This window comes from Massilia sp. Root335 (assembly GCF_001425685.1).
Lineage (GTDB): Bacteria > Pseudomonadota > Gammaproteobacteria > Burkholderiales > Burkholderiaceae_D > Telluria > Telluria luteola.
Window position 1 is genome coordinate 349,043 of sequence record NZ_LMCY01000008.1, and the last position, 20,874, is coordinate 369,916.

The following is a 20,874-nucleotide window of genomic DNA, read 5'->3' on the forward strand; positions in this document are numbered from 1 at the left end:
TGCTATCGTGACGGGGTCTCCGGTTGAATCATCCACGACAACGAGAGAGGACGATGAAGACATCCAGTTTTGCATTGGCCGCCGGGCTGCTTGCCGCCGGCGGCGCCCAGGCTCAACTGCTGGACGGCGCGACCGCGCCCAGGACGCTGTCGTCGACGCCCGCGCCGTCGCAACCGTTCGCGAAAGTCCAGCCCGTCCCGCGCACCTATATGGGCAATGCCGCGGAGCCGGTCGGACTGAGAAATCCCGCCAAGAGTGAGTTCGGCGTCTACGTGGCGGACCCGAAACTGTTCGGCGGCATCAACCTCAGTCCGCACGTCGCGCTCGAAACGGGGTACGCGAACCTCTACACCCGCGGCTATCACTTCGCCGACTACGCCAGGCCCGACGAAGTGAACGGTGCCCTGGGCACCAAGGGCTTCAACAGCTACCTGGCCGCCAGGGTCAACGTGCCCGTCAACGACAGTTTTTCCGCCTACGGGAAGGTGGGCGTCGCCTACAGCGAGCGCGTGGCCCACGACAAGACCCTGCGCGCCACTGCCTCGGACAGCGACGTGGGCGCCTATGCCGGGATGGGCGCGCGCTACAAGCTGACCGAGAAGGCGTCGGTGTCCGCGCAGTACGAGCAGTACGGTAACAGCGCGAAGAAATGGGGCAGCGAGACCAATAATTCCGGGCTGAGCGCCAAGTTCAGGATGGGCTTCTGAGCCTGCGGTCCATGGCGCGCGCCTTGTGTCAGAATGTCGGCCGGTTCGACGTGAAAGACGCACATGGATAAATTGATTTCGGAATTGACCCGCCTGTACCTGGTGCCGGACAGCCAGGCCGCGCAGGCGCTGGCGCAACGGGGCGGCGGCGGGCCGTGCGCGCCCGTCGACCTCGTGTCGGACGACGGCCTGACGCGCGCCATCGCGATCCCGTTTCGCAAGGCGCCCGGCGCGGACGAGCAGCACTGGGAGCACCTGTGCACCGTCGCGAACGGCCTGCAGGAGGACTTCGGCTTTCCGGCGCCCGCGGTGAGCGTCGCCAGCGCGGGCGGCTTCGTGCTGTGGCTGTCGCTGGCGGTGCCCGTCCCGGTGGCCGCGGCGCGGCGCTTCGTCGACGGCCTGGCCCGCCTGTGGCCGGACACGCTGCCGGACGCCGCCGCCGTCGCCGTCCCAGTGGAACTGCCGCCGTGCCTGAACGGGGCGACCGGCACCTGGGCCGCCTTCATTCATCCGGGCATGGGCGCGTCGTTCGCGGACGAATCCGGGCTCGACATGCCGCCGCCCGTGGCGGGGCAGGTCGCGTTCCTGGAAGGGCTGGACAGCATCACGGCCGGGCAGTTCGATGCGGCGCTGGCCCGGCTGGAGCCGGTGGCGCCGGCGGCGCCGGTCCGGCCGTCCGCCGCGCCGGCGCGCCACGACGCGGGCATCCCGGACGGGCTGCTGCTCAAGGATGCCACGCTGGAAGACATCGTCCGCGCCCTGCATGCGCGCGACATCGAGCCGACGTTCCGTTTCGTGCGCATGGAACGCCCGGCGCAATGAACCCGTCCGGCCTGCGCGGCCGGCCGGTCAACCTGCGAGATACGCCGCCAGCTCGTCCGGCGTCCCTTTCGGAAACGCCGCCTTCAGATAATCGAGGAAGGCGGATACGCGCGCACTCAGCAGCCGCCGCGACGGGTACAGCGCCCACAGGGCAATCTCCGGCCCGGCCACGTCGCCCCAGCTCACCAGCGTGCCGGCGGCGAGATCGCGGCTGACGAGCGAGACCGGCAGGCAGCCCGCGCCGACGCCCGCCCGCACGGCGTCACGTACCATCACCAGCGATGACAGGCGCAGTACCGGGTCGATCGCGATCTCCGGCTGTTCCATCACGCGCCAGGCTGCCTGGACACTCGTGGTCCGCACGACCGCGGGCACGGCCGCAGCGCCCGCCGCCCGGACCAGCGCCGGGCTCGCCACGACGGCGAGCCGGTCGCGCAGGAAGATGCGGCCGACCAGGTTTTCATCGGGATCCGGATTGACGCGGATCACGAGGTCATAGCCTTCCTCGACCATGTCCACGGGCCGGTCTTCCGTCGTCACTTCCAGCCGCACCTCCGGGTAGCGCAAGGCGAACCCGGCGGCCAGCTTCCCCATCGCCGTCTGCGCGAACAGCAGCGGCGCGCTGACCCGCAGCCGGCCGCGCGGCCGCGCGCCGCCCGAGGCGAGCGCCGCCGCCGTTTCGTCGATTTCCGTCAGCAACGCCCCCGTCCGCTCGTACAGCGCCCGCCCTTCCTCGGTGAGCTTGAGCACGCGCGCCCCCCTTTCGAGCAGGCGCAGGCCGAGGCCGGCCTCCAGCTCGGCGACGCGGCGCGACAGGGTCGCCTTCGGGCGGCCGGTCGCCCGTGCGGCGCGGCCGAACCCGCCGTGACGGGCGACGAGGTTGAAATCGGCGAGGGCGAGCAAGTCCATGTGTTTCACCTGTGAGACGGAATGTCTAAATATACCGTCTATCGGCGCACCTGTGGGACGTCTAAGCTGTGAAGCGTCAACCGACACTTATCAACTTCCACCAGGAGCAAACATCATGACCATTCTCGTCACCGGAGCAACGGGCAACGTCGGCCGCCACGTCGTCGATCAACTCGTGAAGCGCGGCGCCAATGTCCGCGTACTCGTCCGCAACCCCGCGAAAGCCGATTTCCCGGCCGGCGTCGACGTCGTCCAGGGCGACCTGCTCGACGTCGATGCGCTGCGCGGCGCGTTCGCCGGCGTGTCCACGCTGTTCCTGCTGAATGCCGTCGTGCCCGACGAATTCACGCAGGCGCTGGTCGCGCTCAACGTCGCCCGGGAAGCGGGTGTGGACCGGGTCGTCTACCTGTCCGTCATCCACAGCGACCTGTACGTCAACGTGCCTCACTTCGCGGGCAAGTTCGGCGTCGAGCGGATGATCGAGCGGATGGGCTTTTCCGCCACGATCCTGCGTCCAGCGTATTTCATGGACAACGACGTCACGATCAAGGACGTCGTGCTCGGCTACGGCACCTACCCGATGCCGATCGGCGCCAAGGGCCTGGCCATGATCGCCGTGCGCGACATCGGCGAGATCGCGGCCATCGAGCTGATCCACCGCCACAACGCCACGCGGCCGCTGCCGACTGAGCGGATCAATCTGGTCGGTCCGGACACGCTGACGGGGGCGGACGTCGCCGCCATCTGGTCGGACGTGCTGCAACGCCCGATCGCGTACGGCGGCGACGACACGGCCGGGTTCGAGCAGAACCTGCGCCGGTTCATGCCGGCCTGGATGGCGTACGACATGCGCCTGATGAGTGAGCGCTTCCTTACCGACGGCATGGTCCCGGCGGCGGGTGACGTCGCGCGGCTGACTGCGCTGCTGGGACGGCCGCTGCGTTCGTATCGCGACTTCGCCGCCGGCATCGCCGCCGCGGCCTGACGCCACGAGGCTTCGGCTTTCCCGCAGTTGAACCTCTGATATTTCTGATTCTTTTGTTGACCCGACCGCTATACACTTGTTCATCGTCAACTCATATAGAAACGTCGATAAACCTGCTGCGCGTTGCACTGTTGTCCTGCGATGCTCGCTGTACTTGCGTACAGCTCCGCTTCTCGGACACCATTGCGGCCGCTCGCGACGGTTTCTCGAGGTTCCTAATTGACGAGCTGCCGGCCAAAGTCGATCGGCGGAACCAAGCAGAAAGGGATGCAAAATGAATCGAGTATCACTGAACGCGGGCGCAAAAATCATCGTCCTGGTGGTCGTCCTGTTCCTGGTGTGGGCGCTGGCGCCGTTCGGGACCGTGCCGGCGGGCTACCGGGGCGTGATGACGACGTTCGGCAGCCCGGGCGACCAGGTGCTGAGCGAGGGCATCCACTTCCGCGTGCCGCTGGCGCAAAAGCTCAACCTGGTCAACGTCTCGATCCAGAAGGGCGAAGGCGACGGCGACGCGGCCTCGCGCGACCTGCAGACGGTGCACACCCGCGTGGCGCTGAACTACCACGTGCGGCCGGATGCCGCCATCACGGTGTTCCGCGACCTGGGCAACGAGCCGGGCCAGCGCATCATCATCCCGTCCGTGCAGGAGGCGGTGAAGGCCGTCACCGCGCGCTTCACGGCCGAGGAATTGATCGCCAAGCGGACCGACGTGCGCGACCAGATCGTCACCCAGCTGCGCGAGCGGCTGGCGCGCCACGGCATCATGGTGGACGAGTTCTCGATCGTGAACTTCAATTTCTCGCGCTCGTTCAACGAAGCGATCGAAGCCAAGACGACGGCCGAGCAGCTCAAGCTCAAGGCGGAACGCGACCTGCAGCGCATCGAGGTGGAAGCGAAGCAGCGCGTGGCGCAGGCCAAGGCCGAGGCGGAATCGCTGGCCGTGCAGCGCCAGCAGGTGACGCCGGAACTGATCCGCCTGCGCGAGATGGAAAACCAGCGCATGGCCATCGAGAAGTGGGACGGCAAGCTGCCGAATGTGGCGGGCGGTGCGATCCCGTTCATCAATGTGACGAACGAGGCGAAGTAAGCACTGCAATTGTAAAACTGTGAAACAAAAATAGCGTCGACGTATGGCTGGCAACACGCAGCCATCGTCGCGTTATGTCTTGTAATAATCATTGACACATCGGCATGCATATTCGACCTGAAGGTCGGTTGTCTGCATACCCGTAACAGATCCTTACCAATCCGGGATTTTTGCTTTCTGAACACATTGCTATCGTGGCGACCGTCGCGATTCATTCCGAATCGTGCGCCAGACCACAACAGGAGATAGCAATGAAAGCATTCACCTTCGTCCTCGCCGCCGCCGCGCTCGCCGCAGGCACCGCCGCTCACGCGCAGCAATCGTCGACCCCGTCCGATACGGTGTCTTATCGTCCCTACGTCGGCATCGGCGTGGTGAGCGCCCGCAACGTCACCACCGACAGCCGCCACACGGACGCCAAGATTTTCGGCGGCGTCGACTTGTCGAACAACGTCGGTGTCGAGGCGGGTTATGTGAACTTCTCGAGCCAGGATGTTCATTTCTCGGAGGCGATGACCAACACGCCTGGCGGCACCACATTGGCGACCAAGGGCTACAGCGCGTATATCGCCGCCAAGTACACGGTGCCCATCAACGACCGGTTCTCGGCCTACGGCAAGCTGGGCGTGGCGCACAACCAACGCAAGCTGAGCGGAAGCTTTGGCCTGTCGGACACGGATACCAACGATAACGTGTATGCCGGTCTCGGCGTGCAGTACAAGCTGAACGAGCGCATGTCCGTCGTCGGCGAATACGAGAACTACGGCAAGCAGCAAGCCTTCGGCGCGCGTCCCGGCGTGTGGTCGGCGGGGCTGAAGTTCGGGTTCTGAACGAAAAAAGGCGGGACCGAAGTCCCGCCAAGAGGGTACAGCAGAAGAAGCGGTAAATCAGGCCATCAGAAGCGGTAGGTGAACGACGCTTCCCACGTGCGGCCGAAGATCGGACGGGCGTTGATCGGGCCGACGCTGCTGCCGACGAGGCGCGAATTGCCTTCGGTCAGGCCGAGCGCGTTGTTGACGTTGGTGCCGGTGACGCGGAATTCCAGCTTGTCCGACAGCTCGGCCAGGATGCCCAGGTCCAGCGTGTTATACGACGGCAGGTACTGGGTGTTCTGCTGGTCGGCCCAGCGCGCGCCCACGTGCGCGTAGGTGCCGTACAGGCGCAGCGCGTAATCGCCCAGCGGGATGCGGTAGCTCGGCGAGAAGCGGTACTGGAACTTCGGCTGGCGCTGCACCTGGTTGCCCGCAATGGTCGGGTTGTCCTTGTACGTCGAATCCTGCCAGTCGCCCGTCAGCTGCAGTTGCAGGCCCGTGATCGGGCGCACGGCCAGTTCGAATTCCACGCCCTTGCCGTGCGAGCCGCTCACCGAGTACAGCACGCCGGTCGTGGTGATCTGCTGGAACGAGATGCCCGTGAAGTCCGTGAAGAAGGCGTTGACGTAGGCGCTGTACAGCGGCGTCGCGGTCTTGTAGCCGATCTCGTACTGCGTGACTTTCGGCGTCGGGACGCGGTTGCGGTCGTTCACGACGTCCTGGCTGCCGGCATTGCGCAGGTCGTCGAAATAGATGAACGTGTGGCCCTGGTTGGCGCGCACGAACACGCTGGAATCCTTCGTCAGCTTGTACAGGCCGCCGGCCGTGAACGAGTTCGCGGAGTCGTCGCGCGACAGGCCCGTGAAGCTGCCGCTCGGCTGCGACGTGCCGTTGTTGTACACGGTCAGCGGATTGTTGTCCGTGTCGCCCGACGTCAGGTTCGAGATCGAGCCCGAGATGTGCTGCTTCTCGTGGCGCATGCCGGCGTCGACCTTGATGCGGTCGTTGATGCGCCATTCGTCGGCCAGGAACACGGCCGTGTTGTTGCCGTCGTACGAGGCGATCGGCGCGTAGAACACGTTGCCGTCGGTGCCGTTGTGCGACACGACGGTGCCGTTGTTCAGCGCGACGTCGATGAGGCGTGCGTTCGGCGTCGCCGTCATCAGGTGGCTGTTGCCGAGGTACCAGACGTCGTGCGACGAGTAGTTCGCGACGTAGGCGCCGGCCGTGACGGTGTTGTCGCGGCCGATGTCGCGGCTGACGCGGAATTCGTCCGTGAACGAGCGCAGCTTTTTCTCGACGGCCCACAGGCCCGCCTGCACGACCTGCTGGTTCGCGGCGACGGTGCCGCCGCCGTTCGTGTACGTGATGGCGCCGCCGGTGGCGGGCGCGCCGGCCGCGGCCAGCACGGCGGAATTGCCGTTGGCGGAGGCGATGGCCTGGCTCACGTAATCGGCCGCGCTCAGCGGGTTGTTACCCGTGAACATGGCGATGGTGTCGAGGTCGCCCTTGAAATAATTGAACTTGTTCGACACGTCCCAGCCGTTCAGCTTTTGCTGGAAATCGGCGCCGACCAGGTTCGAGGACAGGCCGCGGCCATCGCCCAGGTCGTAGTTCAGCGTCTTGCCTGGGCCGGCCTCGACCGTGAAGTTGCGCATCTCGTTGCTCATCAGGGTGCCGCGCAGCGGATCGAAGCCCGGGAACGACGAGATCGTGTGGCCGTTGTTCGACGAGATCAGCGGCACGCCCGTGTAGAACGCGTTCTTGTCGGACGTGGAGCGGGCATAGACCGTCAGCTCGCCCTGGTCCAGCTTGCGGGTGAGCGAGGCGGACAGCTGGCCGCCGTCGTCGGCCGGGAAGCCCGAGTCGCGCACGCCGTTCGTCGTGCGGTAGAAGCCGCCGATCATGCCGTACCAGCCTTCGGCGATCTTGCCGCTGTAGACGCCGTCGAAGCGGCGCAGGCTGCCGGTGCCGGTCGTGAAGCGCAGGCTGCCTTCCGGATCGTCGCCACCTTTCTTCATGATGAAGTTCATCGTCGCGCCCGGCTGGCCGCTCGAATAGATCGTGCTCGGACCGCCGCGCAGCACTTCGACGCGCTCGATCGTGTCATCCAGGCGGAAGGCGGACGAGCCTTCGAAGAACGACAGCACGGGCACCGGGAAGATCGGGTTGCCGTTCATCTGCACGGAAACGAACGGCGAGTCGCTGCCCGACGGGAAGCCGCGCACTTCGATGTTGGCACCGGACTGGCCACCCGTCGCTTCGGCATACACGCCCGGCACGATCTTGAGGACGTCGGCCGTGCTGGACGGCGCGGCCTGCTTCAGCTGTTCCTCGGTCGCGGTGGTGATCGAGAAGCTCGTGTCGATCTTGCGCGTGCCCGAGGCCGATGCCGTACCGGTCACGACGACTTGCTGGATTTCTTGCTGGACGTTGTCCTTCTGGGGCTGGGGAGAAGCCTGCTGGGCGCTCGCCTGGGACTGGGTGACGAGTGCGAGGACGGCGAGGGCAACTGCCGACAGTTGCGGGAACTGCATGGTGTTTTTCAGCATGGGGCTGTTCATATTATGCTCTCTTGTGATTGGGAACCGGCTGCGGGGCGTCTCCTCCCCGGATTTCCCGTCGATTGATGGTCCGACAAGGAAAGTGCGGTCATTGAAACATCGGATGACATCGATGTCAATCAAAATGCTATCGATGTCATTTTTTGTCGACAACGCAAAAAAATCTGTCATAATCCGTTCCGCTCAAGTAATCTGATACCGCTACCTCAGCCTTACCCTCACGAACACCATGGCGCAAGCGAAAAAAAATCCAGTCGGCGACTCCGCAGTGACGATGGAAGACCTGGCGAAGATCGCCGGCGTCTCCACGATCACGGTGTCGCGCGCGCTGCGCGACAGTCCGCTCGTGACGGAAAACACGCGCGAAAAGATCCGCAAGATCGCGGCCGAGCAGGGCTACCGCTTCAACATCAGCGCGCGCAACCTGCGCATGCGCCGCTCGTATTCCGTCGCCGTCGTCGTCGAGATGACGCCCGTGAAAGGGCGGCCGATGTCGGACCCGTATCCGCTCGAACTCCTGGGCGGCATCACGCAGGAATTGACGACGGCCGGCTACAGCGTGGTGCTCACGTCCAAGCAGCTGCTCGACACGGCGCCGGTGCAGGGCGCCGACGGCCTGATCCTGCTGGGCCAGGGCTCGCACGGCGAGGCCGTCAAGGCGCTGCAACAGACCACGTTGCCGCTCGTCGTGTGGGGCGCGCCGGAAGACGGCGCCACGTACACGGTGGTCGGTTCCGACAACCGCAAGGGCGGCGCCAGCGTCGCCGAGCGCTTCCTGGAGCAGGGCCGGCGCAAGCTGATCTTCGTCGGCGACGTCGACCACGCCGAGGTGCAGGAACGCTGCGCCGGCTTCATCGACGCGCTGTCGAACCGCGCCACCGTGCACATCCTGCGCCCGAAGGCGTTCACGTTCGAGGCGGGTTTCGACTGCGTGACGTCGCTGCTGAAAAAGAAGAGCGGCCACAGCATCGACGGCCTGTTCGCCGCCAGCGACCTGCTGGCGATGGGCGCCATCCGCGCGCTGACGGAAGCGGGCCTGCGCGTGCCCGACGATATTTCCGTGATCGGCTACGACGACACGCCGGGCGCCGCCAGCTTCGTGCCACCGCTCACGAGCGTCCACCAATACCTGCGCGACGGCGGCGTGCTGCTCGCGAAAAAAATGCTGGCCATGATCGAAGGCGAGCGCGTGCAGTCCGAAACGCTGCCGACCACGCTGATCGTACGCCACACCTGATCTCCCCCGCACACCGACAAGCTTGAAGAACGCGCCCCGCGCACGAGACGAGGAAACTGAAGTGATGAATGACATCGATAACACGAATGACATCGATAACAATGGCGCCATCGCGGCCGAGCCCTGGCGCATCCGCGAGGCGGCGTTCGATCCGGCGCGCGCGTTCCTGCACGAGACCCTGTTCACGCTGGGGAACGGCTACATCGGCATGCGCGGCACGCCCGACGAAGGCACGCGCGAGGGCGGGGGCCAGACGCTGGAAGGCACGTACCTGAACGGCTTTTACGACACGGAAGCCATCCGCTATCCCGAAAACGCGTATGGCCTGGCCCGCGTGAACGAATTCATGCTCAACGTGCCGAACGCCAAGCGCGTCGCGGCCGTCGTCGACGGCGAACGCTTTTCGCTCGATGGCGGGCGCGTGCTCGCGTGGGAGCGCACGCTGGACCTCAAAACCGGCCTGCTGGTGCGCACGGTCGAGTGGGAGACGGCGACCGGCAAGCGCCTGCGCATCGCCAGCCGCCGGCTCGTGTGCTGCGCGCGCAAGCACGTCGCGGCCATCGAGTATGCCGTCACGCCGCTGAATTTTTCGGGCCCCGTGCGCATCGATGCCGACATCGATGCCGCCGTGACGAACCTGCAGGCGGGCGACGATCCGCGCGTCGGGTCCGCGCTGACGGGACCGTCGCTGATCGAGACGCGACGCGACGTCGGCGCGCACGACGTGCTGCTGCTGCAGCGCACGCGCCACAGCGGTTTTGCGCTGGCCACCGCGACGGCATCCGTGCCGTCGGGCGCGGCGGCGCGCGTCGCGCCGGCCGGACTGGGCCACGTATTCGAGGCCGACGTCGCGCAGGGCGCCACGTTCACACTGCACAAATACGTCGCCTACGCCAGCTCGCGCGACATGGCGATCGATGCCGTCGGCCCGCACGCGCGCGCCGAACTGGCGCAGGCCCGCGCCGCCGGGTTCGAGGCCCTGGCGCGCGAGCAGGCCGGCTACCTGGCCCGCTTCTGGACTGACGCCGACGTGTCCATCGCCGGCGACGACGCCCTGCAGCAGGGCGTGCGCTTCAACCAGTTCCACCTGCTGCAGTCCGTGGGCCGCGACGGCAAGACGAACATCGCGGCCAAGGGCGTGACGGGCGAGGGCTATGAAGGCCACTATTTCTGGGACACGGAAATCTATGTGTTCCCGTTCTTCCTGTTCTCCCGCCCCGAGATCGCGCGCGCACTGCTGCAGTACCGCTACAACGGCCTGCCCAAGGCGCGCGAACGGGCGCGCCAGATGGCGCACGCCAAGGGCGCGCTGTACCCATGGCGCACGATCGCGGGCGAGGAGTGTTCCGCCTATTTCCCGGCCGGCACCGCGCAATACCACATCAACGCGGACGTCGCGTACTCGATCCGCCTGTACCTGCTGGCGACCGGCGACTTCGACTTCATGGCGGCGCAGGGCGCCGAGATCGTGCTGGAGACGGCACGCATCTGGACCGGCATCGGCGGCTACGACCGCAAGGGCCGCTTCTGCATCAACGAGGTGACGGGGCCGGACGAGTACACGGCCCTCGTCAACAACAACTACTACACGAACGCGATGGCGCGCATGCACATGACGTTCGCGGCGGACGTCGCCGAGCGCCTGCGCGCCGAGCGGCCCGACGACTACGCGCGCGTCGCGCATGCCATCGGCTTGTCCGACGACGAGATCCGGGCCTGGCGCGCGGCCAGCGCGGCGATGTTCCTGCCGTACGACGACGACCTCGGCATCCACGAACAGGACGACAGCTTCCTGTCCAAGAAGCCGTGGGATTTCGCGAACACGCCGCAGGAAAATTATCCGCTGCTGCTCAACTACCACCCGCTCGTCATCTATCGCCACCAGGTGTGCAAGCAGGCGGACGTCGTGCTGGCGCTGCTGCTGTTGTCGAACCAGTTTTCGGAGGGCGACAAGCGCCGCGACTTCGATTTCTACGAAGGCGTGACGACGCACGATTCCTCGCTGTCGTCCTGCATCTTCAGCATCGTCGCCAGCGAGATCGGCTATCGCGACAAGGCCTACGCCTACTTCATGGAGACGGCCCGCCTCGACCTCGACAACACCCACGCCAACACGCAGTACGGCGTGCACACGGCCGCGATGGCCGGCACCTGGCTGGGCGTCGCCTACGGCTTTGCCGGCATGCGCCTCGACGACGCCGGCCTGCGCTTCGCGCCGACCCTGCCGGACCAATGGACCGGCTACCGCTTCAACGTGCAGGTGCGCGGCGCGCTGCTGGAAGTGGCGGTCGACGGCGCCGGCACCGGCTACCGCCTGCTGCGCGGCGAACGCCTGGCGTTCGCCCACGGCGGCACCCCGATCGCACTCGACGCGCAGCGCGCGCACATCCGCATGGAGAACAAATAATGAGCACCCGCCCGGTTTCCAGATTCAAGGCCGTGATCTTCGACCTCGACGGCGTCATCACCGACACCGCGCACTACCACTACCTCGCGTGGAAGCGCCTGGCGGACAGCGTCGGCGCGCCGTTCGACGAAGCGTTCAACGAGCAGCTGAAAGGCGTCGACCGCATGGGCTCCCTGGCCCTGATCCTCGCGCGCGCGCCGCGCGCCTACACGCCCGAGGAACAGCGTGCGCTGGCCGATGCCAAGAACGGCCATTACCAGGAACTGATCGCGACGATGACGCCGGGCGACCTGCTGCCGGGCGCCTTGCGCGCGCTGGAAGACGTGCGCGCGGCGGGCCTGAAGATCGGTCTCGCATCGGTCAGCCGCAACGCGTTCACGGTGCTGGACCGCCTGGGCATCCGCGACCGTTTCGACGACGTCGTCGATGCCGCGACCGTCGTCAACGGCAAGCCCGATCCAGAGATCTTCCTCACCGCGGCCGCGCACCTGGGCGTGCCGCCCGCGGACTGCCTCGGCGTGGAAGACGCGGCCGCCGGCGTCGCGTCGATCAAGGATGCGGGCATGGTCGCGGTGGGCGTGGGCCGTCCGGACGTGCTGTACCGGGCCGACCGCGTGATACCGTCAATGGAAGCGTTCCGGCTCGAAGACTACTGACGCGCATCGCAATAACGATAATGACAAAAACCAAGCGGAGACAAACGTGAACCAACGCCGCATCCTGCTGGCCCTCTTCCTGATCTACTTCGTGTTCGCCATCCTGCTCAACAGCGTGGGCACGGTGATCCTCCAGGTCATCCACAACTACGGCGTCGACAAGGGCGCGGCCAGCGTGCTCGAAGGGTTCAAGGACCTGCCGATCGCGATCGTGTCCTTCCTCGTCGCGTCGACCCTGCCGCGCTTCGGCTACAAGAAGGCGATGCTGCTGGCGCTGGCGATCGTCGCCGCCGCCACGCTGGCGATGCCGCTGATTCCCGCCTTCGCCACGGCCAAGCTGCTGTTCCTGTGCGTGGGCGTCGCGTTCGCGCTGGCGAAGGTGTCCGTGTACTCGACCATCGGCCTCGTCGCGCGCGACCGCAAGCATCATGCGGGCATCACGAACCTGCTGGAAGGCTTCTTCATGGTCGGCGTGCTGTCGGCGTACTGGATCTTCGGCTTCTTCATCGATTCCGACCATCCCGCCTCGACGAGCTGGCTGAACGTCTACTGGATCCTGTGCGCGCTGTGCGTGGCGACGTTCCTGCTCGTGCTGTCGACGTCCTTCGACGAGCACGGCGCGGCGCCGCCGCACAGCCGCGGGCCGGCCGCGGACTTCGTCGAGATGCTGCGCCTGTTCGCCCGTCCGCTCGTGTGCGTGTTCGTGCTGACCGCGTTTTTATATGTGCTCGTCGAGCAGGCCGTCGGCACGTGGCTGCCGACGTTCAACAACGAGATCCTGAAACTGCCCGCCGCGATGAGCGTGCAGGTCACGAGCATCTACGCGGGCTGCCTCGCGGTGGGACGGCTGTCGGCGGGCGTCATCATGCGCCGCCTGAACTGGTATCCGGTGCTGACCGCGTGCATGCTGGCGATGGGCGCGACGGTGCTGCTCGCGTTGCCCCTCACGCACGGCGTCAAACTCGACCCCAACGTGACGTGGGCGACGGCGCCGGTGGCCGCGTTCCTGTTCCCGTTCATCGGCCTGTTCATGGCGCCGATCTACCCGGGCATCAATTCCGTGATGCTCAGTTCTCTCCCGAAGCACCAGCACGCGCCGATGACGGGCCTGCTCGTGATCTTTTCGGCGCTGGGCGGCACCACCGGGTCGCTCATCACGGGGTATGTGTTCGGGCATTTCAACGGCCACTTCGCGTTCTACCTGACGCTCGTGCCGATCGTGCTGATGGTGGGGAGCCTGTATGCGTTCAAGCGGCAGGTGGAGAAAGTGGTGACGGAGGTGGCTGTTATGGCGTAGGGTGGGCGGCCCCCGCCCACCATGCGTGTGCGGCCCGCGAACGTTCGGTGGGCGCGGGGCGCCCACCCTACTGGCAACCCGGATCGGCCTGCGCCGGCTCCGCGCTCTGCGCCAGCAGCAGCGCGCGAAAATCGCTGGCGCGCATCGGCTTGCCGATCAGGTATCCCTGCAGCACGTCGCATCCCGTCGAGCGGATCGCTTCCCGCTGCAGCTCCGTCTCGATGCCTTCGCAGATCACGTCGAGCTTGAGCGACTTGGCGAAGGCGATCACGCCGTTGACGATGTCGAGGCAGCGCTGGTCCTGCCCGATCTCGCGCACGAAAGAGCGGTCGATCTTGATCGCGGTGATCGGCAGCTGGCGCAGGTACGACAGGTTCGAGTAGCCGGTGCCGAAGTCGTCGAGGGCGATGCGAAAGCCCACGCTCTGCAGTGAGCGCAGCACCAGCGCCGCCTTCTCGATGTCCTGCATCAGCATGCTCTCCGTGACTTCCAGCTTGATGCACTCGGCGTCCAGGCCGTAGCGCGCGACGATGTTCTTGAGCAGCGGCGGCAGGTTCTCGTCCGTCAGCTGGCGCGGCGAGACGTTCACCGCCATCCGCAGCCGGTAGCCCAGCAACTCCCATTCGCGCGCCTGGCGGCACGCTTCCTCGCACACCCAGGCGCCGACGGCGGTGATGGCGGGCGAGCCTTCCAGCATGGGCAGGAACAGGTCGGGGGCCAGCAGCCCGAGGCGCGGATGTTCCCAGCGCAGCAGCGCCTCGGCGCCGACGACGGCGCCGTTGGCGGCGCTGACCTGCGGCTGGTAGAACAGCACGAACTGGCGCCGTTCGAGGGCCGAGAACACGTCCTGGCGCAGCTCCAGGCGCTGCTTGAGCAGATGGCGCGCCTGCGGCGAGAACACGGCGAACGTGTGGCGGCCGTTGTCCTTCGCTTCGTACATGGCGGCGTCGGCGTTGTTGAGCAGTTCGTCGGCCGTGTAGTCGCTGCCGCTGCCGATCGCGATGCCGATGCTGCCGCCGATCGCCACGTGGTGGCCGTCGACCGGGATCGGGATGGCCAGCTGCTGCAGGACGGCCGCGGCCACCGCTTTCGCGCCTTCGGTATCCATGTCGTCGAGCACGAACACGAATTCGTCGCCGCTGATGCGCGCCACGGTGACGCCGCTGCTGGCGAGTCCGCCGAGGCGGCGCCCGATCTCCTGCAGCGCGGTGTCGCCGGCGCGGTGGCCGTGGGCGTCGTTGACTTCCTTGAAGTGGTCGAGGTCGACGAACAGCACGCCCACGTTGCGGTCTTCCTCGACCGAGCGCGCGAGCGCGTCGTCGAGTATGCGCAGGCAGCTGAAGCGGTTGTGCAAACCCGTCAGGCTGTCGTGCGTGGCCAGGTGCACGAGCCGCGTCTCGGCTTCCTTGCGCTCGGTGACGTCGGCAAAGAACACGGTCAGGCCTTCGCGCGACGGGTAGGCGCGGACTTCGATCCACATGCCCAGCGGTTCGTAATAGCTCTCGCAGCTGGCGACTTCCTGCTCGTCCATCGCGCGCATATAGGTCTGGTAGAACGGGCCGTCGACCGCTTCCGGGAATTCGTCCCACATGCGCTTGCCGATCAGCTCTTCCGGGCGGCGCGAGATCGCGGCCGCGCCGCGCGCGTTGATGTAGGTGAAGCGCCAGTCGTGGTCGACCGAGAAGCAGCCGTCGGCAATGCTCTCCAGCATGGTGCTCAGGCGTTCGCGCGCCTGCACGGCCGCGCGCTGGGCTTCCACCACCTCCGTCACGTCCTGCAGGAATGCGACGAAGTGCGTGGGCGCGGCGCCGTCTTCGCTCACGGGAAACAGATGCATGCGGCTCCAGAACAGGCTGCCGTCCTTGCGGTAGTTGCGCAGCAGGGCCGTGCAGATCTCGGCGTGTTCCACGCAATGGCGCATGCGTCCGATCTCGGGCTGGTCGCGGTCGTCGCGCTGCAGGAAGCGGCAGTTGCGGCCGACCACTTCGTGCGACAGGTAGCCCGTCAGCTTTTCGAAGGCGGGGTTGACGTAGGCGATCGGATTGTCCGGCAGGCTCGCGTCGGCAATGATGATGCCCGTGTTGCTGGCTTCGATCAGGCGCTTGAAGAACGGCACCGGCAGGTGCTCGATGTTTTCGAGGAGGGAGCGAACTTCTTCAGGAGAACAATTCTGCATGATCGTCTACCTTGACGCTGGACGTTGTCAGTGTAACGCCGCGTGCCGTCCGCGTGCAGCACGAAAGACAGTCGTGCTCGCCTTTGTTGCCGGGTGGCTGGAACCGGCGTCAGCCGATGCCCAGCGCGGCCATTTTCGCGCGCAGCGCGAGCCGGTCCGCATCGATCCGCGCGCCGTTCGTGCGGCTCGACAACGCGGCCCGGTCCTTGCGGCCAAGGAAGTAGGCGATGCGTTCCGCGTTGGCGCCGGACGGGTGCGGCATCCCGTGCAGGATGCGGTCGGGCGCAAGCACGCCGCGCCGCGCGAGCCAGTCGAGCGCGAGGCCGACCTTGGGGCCCAGCGGCACGTAGACGGCGTCGGGCAGGAGGCTCGCCTCGCGCGCGAAATAGTCGAGCAGCTGGGCTTGCAGCAGCGGGGTCGTCAGCATGTTCGGCGCCGCGCCGTTGTAGTTCTTCTGGTCGACGAAGACCGGGTGGCGCAGCACGGCCGTCACGTGCATCAGGTGCGCGTGCGCACCGAACAGCGAGGCGCAGCCGGCGATGCCGAGCCAGCGCTGCAGGCCCACGTGGTCGAGCAGGGCGACGAGGTTCGGGCGGATCGCGCCGCTGAACGCGCCGGTGTACTTGGCCGCGCGCAGCACCGCGTCCTGACTTGCGCCGAGCGCGAGCAGGCGGCGCGCCTCGCGCACGGCATTCTTCCACTGCACGAAGCCGGGCGAGATGCCGACCAGCACGACCCGCGCCGCGCGGTTCACGTAATCGAACGGGATGTAGTGGGCGCTCAGGGCGCCGGCGCGCGCCAGCAGGAAGCCGTCGGGGATCTGCGCGGGTGTGGCGACGGCGTCCGGATCGGTGCCCTGGATGAGGTCGCGGAACGATGAAAACGTGGCAATGGTGCTTGAAAGCATGATTTATGGGTATGCAACATGGGTCTGCAATCGATGTCACAAAGCGTTGCGTCGTTTATGGATACGAAAAATGATATCGAAGTTGCGGAAAAATTGATTGGATCGTTCTCACTCGAACGCCTAAGATTACCTTTAAGCATGCCAGTTCAGAAAGTGTGCCTCGCTTTCAGAAACATAACAATATTTAAAGGAGACGTATGGAACCCATCGCATCGGGCCGGTTCGCGCCTGCACCCCGCACCTTCGCATTGCGCGGCACCGTTGCCGCACTCATGGGCATCGGTCTGTTGACGAGCGTTTCCGTACGCGCCCAGGACGCCGGCGCCGCCCAGGACGTCAACCAGGCCAGCGGCGCCAACGTCGTGGTCGTCAGCGGCCAGCGCCAGGCGGCGCAGAGCGCGCAGACGATCAAGAAGAACGCCGATCAGGTGCTCGATTCCATCGTCGCCGACGACATCGGTAAATTCCCGGACAAGAACGTCGCCGAGATCCTCGGCCGCGTCACCGGCGTGCAGATCCTGCACAACAACGGCGAAGCCAGCAGCATCGTGATCCGCGGCCTCGGCGGCGTGACCACCTTGATCAACGGCCGCGAAATGTTCACCGCGGCCAGCCGTTCGCTGGTGATGTCCGACGTGCCGGTCTCGATGCTGCAGCGCGTGGACGTGTATAAATCGCAGGGCGCCGACATGGTCGAAGGCGGTACGTCGGGCGTCATCGACGTGCGCACCTTCCGTCCGTTCGACTTCAAGGGCGAGCAGGTCGCCATCAACGCGCGTGCCGAGCACCGCGACAAGGCCGGCAAGACCGACCCGCAGATCGGCGGCCTGTGGTCGAACCGCTGGAAGACCAGCATCGGCGACGTCGGCCTGCTGGGCGGCCTGTCGTATCAGCGCGGCCGCTATTTCGACGAGGCCGCGTGGGCCGGCCAGCCGGCCACGTACACGGCCAACGGCCAGACCGTGCAGGGCGCGGACGGCAACGGCCGCGTGATGACGACGGGCGACCGCAAGCGCCTGGCGGCGAACTTCTCGGCCCAGTGGCGCCCGAACCGCGACATGCAGTTCTATGCCGAAGGCTTCGGCACCAAGATCGACCACGATTCGCAGAGTATCTTCTTCGTCGGCGGCCTGCCGGTGTACAGCCCGGCTTCGACCATCACGACGACCACCGAGGGCGGCAAGAACTACCTGTCCAGCGTCAGCAATCCGAGCGACACGTCGCTGGTGCTGAGCTCGACCCAGGCACGGCGCGACTGGTCGAAGGGCAGCCAGCTGGCTCTCGGCGGCATCTGGGACGCGTCGTCGACGATCCGCCTGTCGTCCGAACTGGTGCGCACGGTATCGACCTATCGCCAGGAAAACCCGATCCTCGACTCGATCTACACCGCGCCCCACGCGGTCGTCGGCGGCGTGCGTGACGGCGGCGGCTACGTCGATTATCCGGGCACGGACCTGACCGATCCGTCCAAGTGGACCATGATCGCGCTGTACGACAACCACAATCATTCGAACGGCTCGGCCAACGACTGGCGCGGCGACGTGACCTGGACGCCGGAAGATGCCAGCCTGCTGAAGGAACTGAGCGGCGGCGTGCGCTGGGCCCAGCGCGATGCGTCGTATGCGCACGAACTGAACAACTACCGTCCGGCGACGATCACCGGCCAGAACCCGGCCAGCGTCCCCGGCCTGTCGTGTGTCAGCCCGCAGTTGTACGGCAACTACGGCGTGAACCAGTACTACGCTTCGTGCTATGAATACCTGCTGAACAACACGTCCACCGTGCGCCAGGCGATCCTCGGTACGCCGAACGGCCTGCCGGACGATCCGCTGTCGTATTACACGGACCGCGAGACGACGGAAGCCATCTACGGCAAGGCCAAGATCGGCTTCGATGCCTGGAGCGTGCCGGTCGAAGGTACCGTCGGCGTGCGCGTCGTGAACACCAAGCAGAGTGTCAATGGCAACTCGCGTGCCGGTACGGGCGTGGTCACGCCGGTGTCGGTCTCGTCCAGCAACACGGATGTGCTGCCGAGCCTGAACGTGCGCGCCAACTTCCGCGACGACCTGGTCGGCCGCATCGTGGCCGGCAAGGCGATCGAACGCGCCGCGTTCGGCGACTACAACCCGGGCGTCGTGCTCGGTTCCGTCACCACCACCAACGGCAATCCGCCGGGCGGCACCGGCGGCAACCCGAACCTGAAGCCGCAGGAAGCCCGCAACCTGGACGTGGCGCTGGAGTGGTATTTCTCGAAGGACGGTTCGGTGACCGGTACGGCCTTCCAGCACGACTTCAAGAACTACATCCGCCACAAGACGACGACGGAAACGATCAACGGCCAGGCCTACCTGATGGACCGTCCGTACAACACGGACACGGCCAAGCTGTACGGCTTCGAAGGTGCTTACCAGCAGTTCTTCTCCTTCCTGCCGGGCTGGATGAGCGGCCTGGGCGTGCAGGCGAACTTCACCTTCATGAACGGCGGCATGACCGAGCCGGACGGCAGCCGCAACACGTTCCCTGGCATGTCCAAGAAGGCCTATAACCTGGTCGGCCTGTACGAGCGCGGTCCGTGGTCGGCACGCCTGGCCTACAGCTGGCGCGATTCGTTCGTGGACACGTACAACTACCGCGGCCTGGGCATGAACCTGATCGTCGAACCGATCAAGACGCTGGACGCTTCGCTCTCGTACAAGATCACGGACAGCCTGACGGCAACCCTGGACGGCAGCAACCTGCTGGACCAGGCCTACCACGACTACCACGGCACCCCGTTGCTGCCGCGTGACGTGCGCCGTTATGACCGCGTCGTCGGCTTTGCGCTGCGTTGGAAACACTGATCCAGGTTTCTGATCGATAGGCAATAATGAGGGTGCTGCCCGGGGAAACTCCGCGTAGCACCCTGTTCGTTTGGAAGGAAGTCCGCATGCATACCCAGAAACTCTCCACTCTCGAAAAAGTGGGCTTCGGCGCCGGCGACATGGCGCTCAACGTGGTGATCTCGTCGATGATGCTGATCATCACCTTCTTCTACACGGACGTCTATGGACTCAAGACGACCGACCTCGCGCTGCTGTTCGTGCTGGTCAAGTTCGTGGGCGCGTGTTCCGACCTCGTCGTCGGCCAGATGACGGATACGTTCCTGAGCCGCTGGGGCCGCTATCGTCCCTATCTGCTGTTCCTCGCCGTACCCTACGGCCTTTCCGTGTTCGCCGTCTTCAGCACGCCGGACTGGGGCTATGACGCCAAGCTCGTGTGGGCGTATTCCACGTACATCCTGATGACGCTGATGACGTCGGGCGTGGGCGTGCCGTACATTTCGCTGATCAGCGGCCTGACGAGCGATCCGCAGGAGCGCCTGTCCGCCAACGGTTATCGCCTGTTCCTCGCCAAGGTCGGCGCGTTCATGGTGACGATCGTCGTGCCGATCCTCGCGCAGCGCTGGGGCAACGGCAGCCAGGCCGCCGGCTACCAGGCGGCGATGGCCCTGATGGCCCTGCTGGGCGTCGTGCTGTTCCTGTTCACGTTCTTCACGACGACGGAGCGCGTCGTCTACAAGACCCGCCGCCAGCCGTTGCTGGAACAGATCCAGGTGCTGGCGCAGAACGACCAGTGGCTGATCCTGTGCGCCGTCTGCGTGACGGGCACCATCGGCTACGTGATCCGCGGTTCCGTCGCGATCTATTACGCCAAGTATTACCTGCACGGCGACACGGCGACGGTGTCGGCGTTCCTGTCGACGGGCGTCGCGGCCGCCATCATCGCGATGGTGATCTCCACGTGGGTGACCAAGTTCTATTGCAAGGTAAAACTGTTCCGCTATACCCAGCTGATGGTGGCGGTGCTGTCCGTGATGATTTATTTCATGGTCAAGCCGGGCGACACGGCGCTGGCATTCTTCCTGTACTTCCTGCTGTCGCTCGTCGTCGACCTGCACGCCCCCGTGTTCTGGTCGGCGATCGCCGAGACCATCGACTACGGCCAGGTCAAGACGGGCAAGCGCGTGTCCGGCTTCGCGTTCGGCGGCATCTCGGTCGCGCAAAAGGCCGGCATGGGCATCGCGGGCGGCCTCGTGGGCCTGCTGCTGAATTATTTCCACTACCAGCCGAACCAGGAACAGGGCGCGCTGGCGCTGCACGGCATTGCGCTGATGCTGTCCGTGATCCCGGGGTTCTTCCACTTCCTGATGGGGGCGCTGATGTTCAAGTACCGCATCAGCGATGAGTATTACTCGACCGTCAAGGAAGACCTCCGCGCCAGCGCGTGAAACTTGGGCCCCCGCCTGCGCGGGGGCGACGTATCAAATGT

At 65.8% G+C, this 20,874-nt stretch carries 15 protein-coding genes; 11 read left to right on the top strand and 4 right to left on the bottom strand.

Going from position 1 to position 20,874, the window contains the following annotated elements; genetic code table 11:
* Positions 1-53: 53 nt before the first annotated feature.
* Positions 54-707: an outer membrane protein gene (locus ASC93_RS07425; RefSeq protein WP_082547832.1), complete on the top strand. Its 654-nt coding sequence runs from the start codon at positions 54-56 to the stop codon at positions 705-707.
* 63 nt (positions 708-770) lie between these two features.
* The gene (locus tag ASC93_RS07430; RefSeq protein ID WP_056439454.1) at positions 771-1,529 is read left to right on the top strand and encodes a hypothetical protein; all 759 of its coding nucleotides are present in this window, start codon (positions 771-773) and stop codon (positions 1,527-1,529) included.
* 27 nt (positions 1,530-1,556) lie between these two features.
* On the opposite strand, the gene ASC93_RS07435 is transcribed toward ASC93_RS07430, so the two are convergent.
* The gene (locus ASC93_RS07435; RefSeq protein ID WP_056439457.1) at positions 1,557-2,438 is read right to left on the bottom strand and encodes a LysR family transcriptional regulator; all 882 of its coding nucleotides are present in this window, start codon (positions 2,436-2,438) and stop codon (positions 1,557-1,559) included.
* A gap of 115 nt (positions 2,439-2,553) precedes the next feature.
* Between ASC93_RS07435 and ASC93_RS07440 the strand changes: the two genes are divergently transcribed.
* The 3 genes from ASC93_RS07440 to ASC93_RS07450 all read left to right on the top strand — a co-directional run bounded on the left by ASC93_RS07440 (position 2,554) and on the right by ASC93_RS07450 (position 5,340).
* On the top strand, positions 2,554-3,423 hold the full coding sequence (locus ASC93_RS07440) for an SDR family oxidoreductase (RefSeq protein ID WP_056439460.1): 870 nt from the start codon (positions 2,554-2,556) through the stop codon (positions 3,421-3,423).
* Between the two features lie 274 nt (positions 3,424-3,697).
* Complete coding sequence (locus ASC93_RS07445) at positions 3,698-4,510, top strand: prohibitin family protein (protein ID WP_056439465.1); 813 nt, start codon at positions 3,698-3,700, stop codon at positions 4,508-4,510.
* 251 nt (positions 4,511-4,761) lie between these two features.
* A complete protein-coding gene (locus ASC93_RS07450) occupies positions 4,762-5,340 on the top strand; it encodes a porin family protein (RefSeq protein WP_056439468.1) in 579 nt (192 codons plus the stop codon).
* A 65-nt stretch (positions 5,341-5,405) separates the two neighbouring features.
* Here ASC93_RS07450 and ASC93_RS07455 read toward each other — a convergent pair whose 3' ends face one another.
* Entirely contained in the window at positions 5,406-7,886 is a 2,481-nt protein-coding gene (locus ASC93_RS07455) for a TonB-dependent siderophore receptor (protein ID WP_229412631.1), read from the bottom strand.
* A gap of 229 nt (positions 7,887-8,115) precedes the next feature.
* Here ASC93_RS07455 and ASC93_RS07460 point away from each other — a divergent pair, with 229 nt between their 5' ends.
* From ASC93_RS07460 to ASC93_RS07475, 4 genes are all read left to right on the top strand, one after another.
* Positions 8,116-9,123 carry a LacI family DNA-binding transcriptional regulator gene (locus ASC93_RS07460; protein WP_056439473.1) on the top strand — a complete coding sequence of 336 codons (1,008 nt, stop codon included), beginning with the start codon at positions 8,116-8,118 and terminating at the stop codon, positions 9,121-9,123.
* Between the two features lie 64 nt (positions 9,124-9,187).
* A complete protein-coding gene (locus ASC93_RS07465; RefSeq protein ID WP_056439476.1) occupies positions 9,188-11,530 on the top strand; it encodes a glycoside hydrolase family 65 protein in 2,343 nt (780 codons plus the stop codon).
* On the top strand, positions 11,530-12,186 hold the full coding sequence (gene pgmB, locus ASC93_RS07470) for a beta-phosphoglucomutase (RefSeq protein WP_056439478.1): 657 nt from the start codon (positions 11,530-11,532) through the stop codon (positions 12,184-12,186). Before ASC93_RS07465 ends, pgmB begins: the two co-directional genes overlap by 1 nt.
* 46 nt (positions 12,187-12,232) lie before the next feature.
* The gene (locus ASC93_RS07475; protein ID WP_056439481.1) at positions 12,233-13,483 is read left to right on the top strand and encodes a sugar MFS transporter; all 1,251 of its coding nucleotides are present in this window, start codon (positions 12,233-12,235) and stop codon (positions 13,481-13,483) included.
* Between the two features lie 67 nt (positions 13,484-13,550).
* Here the strand turns inward: ASC93_RS07475 and ASC93_RS07480 are convergent, their stop codons facing one another.
* Both ASC93_RS07480 and ASC93_RS07485 read right to left on the bottom strand, forming a co-directional pair.
* Entirely contained in the window at positions 13,551-15,659 is a 2,109-nt protein-coding gene (locus ASC93_RS07480) for a GGDEF and EAL domain-containing protein (RefSeq protein ID WP_082547833.1), read from the bottom strand.
* Between the two features lie 109 nt (positions 15,660-15,768).
* A complete protein-coding gene (locus tag ASC93_RS07485) occupies positions 15,769-16,566 on the bottom strand; it encodes a hypothetical protein (RefSeq protein WP_056439488.1) in 798 nt (265 codons plus the stop codon).
* A 197-nt stretch (positions 16,567-16,763) separates the two neighbouring features.
* On the opposite strand from ASC93_RS07485, the gene ASC93_RS07490 reads away from it, so the two are divergent.
* Positions 16,764-19,406, top strand: coding sequence for a TonB-dependent receptor (locus ASC93_RS07490; RefSeq protein ID WP_056439491.1), 2,643 nt, complete (start codon positions 16,764-16,766; stop codon positions 19,404-19,406).
* A gap of 86 nt (positions 19,407-19,492) precedes the next feature.
* Positions 19,493-20,833, top strand: coding sequence for an MFS transporter (locus ASC93_RS07495; protein ID WP_056439493.1), 1,341 nt, complete (start codon positions 19,493-19,495; stop codon positions 20,831-20,833).
* Positions 20,834-20,874: the final 41 nt, after the last annotated feature.

Excerpts from the sequence above, each read along its gene's own strand:
- ASC93_RS07450 (WP_056439468.1), top strand. The coding sequence starts at position 4,762 with ATGAAAGCATTCACCTTCGTCCTCGCCGCCGCCGCGCTCGCCGCAGGC.
- ASC93_RS07440 (WP_056439460.1), top strand. The coding sequence starts at position 2,554 with ATGACCATTCTCGTCACCGGAGCAACGGGCAACGTCGGCCGCCACGTC.
- ASC93_RS07495 (WP_056439493.1), top strand. The coding sequence starts at position 19,493 with ATGCATACCCAGAAACTCTCCACTCTCGAAAAAGTGGGCTTCGGCGCC.
- pgmB (WP_056439478.1), top strand. The coding sequence starts at position 11,530 with ATGAGCACCCGCCCGGTTTCCAGATTCAAGGCCGTGATCTTCGACCTC.
- ASC93_RS07445 (WP_056439465.1), top strand. The coding sequence starts at position 3,698 with ATGAATCGAGTATCACTGAACGCGGGCGCAAAAATCATCGTCCTGGTG.
- ASC93_RS07435 (WP_056439457.1), bottom strand. The coding sequence starts at position 2,438 with ATGGACTTGCTCGCCCTCGCCGATTTCAACCTCGTCGCCCGTCACGGC.
- ASC93_RS07460 (WP_056439473.1), top strand. The coding sequence starts at position 8,116 with ATGGCGCAAGCGAAAAAAAATCCAGTCGGCGACTCCGCAGTGACGATG.
- ASC93_RS07485 (WP_056439488.1), bottom strand. The coding sequence starts at position 16,566 with ATGCTTTCAAGCACCATTGCCACGTTTTCATCGTTCCGCGACCTCATC.
- ASC93_RS07425 (WP_082547832.1), top strand. The coding sequence starts at position 54 with ATGAAGACATCCAGTTTTGCATTGGCCGCCGGGCTGCTTGCCGCCGGC.
- ASC93_RS07490 (WP_056439491.1), top strand. The coding sequence starts at position 16,764 with ATGGAACCCATCGCATCGGGCCGGTTCGCGCCTGCACCCCGCACCTTC.
- ASC93_RS07465 (WP_056439476.1), top strand. The coding sequence starts at position 9,188 with ATGAATGACATCGATAACACGAATGACATCGATAACAATGGCGCCATC.
- ASC93_RS07480 (WP_082547833.1), bottom strand. The coding sequence starts at position 15,659 with ATGCAGAATTGTTCTCCTGAAGAAGTTCGCTCCCTCCTCGAAAACATC.
- ASC93_RS07455 (WP_229412631.1), bottom strand. The coding sequence starts at position 7,886 with ATGAACAGCCCCATGCTGAAAAACACCATGCAGTTCCCGCAACTGTCG.
- ASC93_RS07430 (WP_056439454.1), top strand. The coding sequence starts at position 771 with ATGGATAAATTGATTTCGGAATTGACCCGCCTGTACCTGGTGCCGGAC.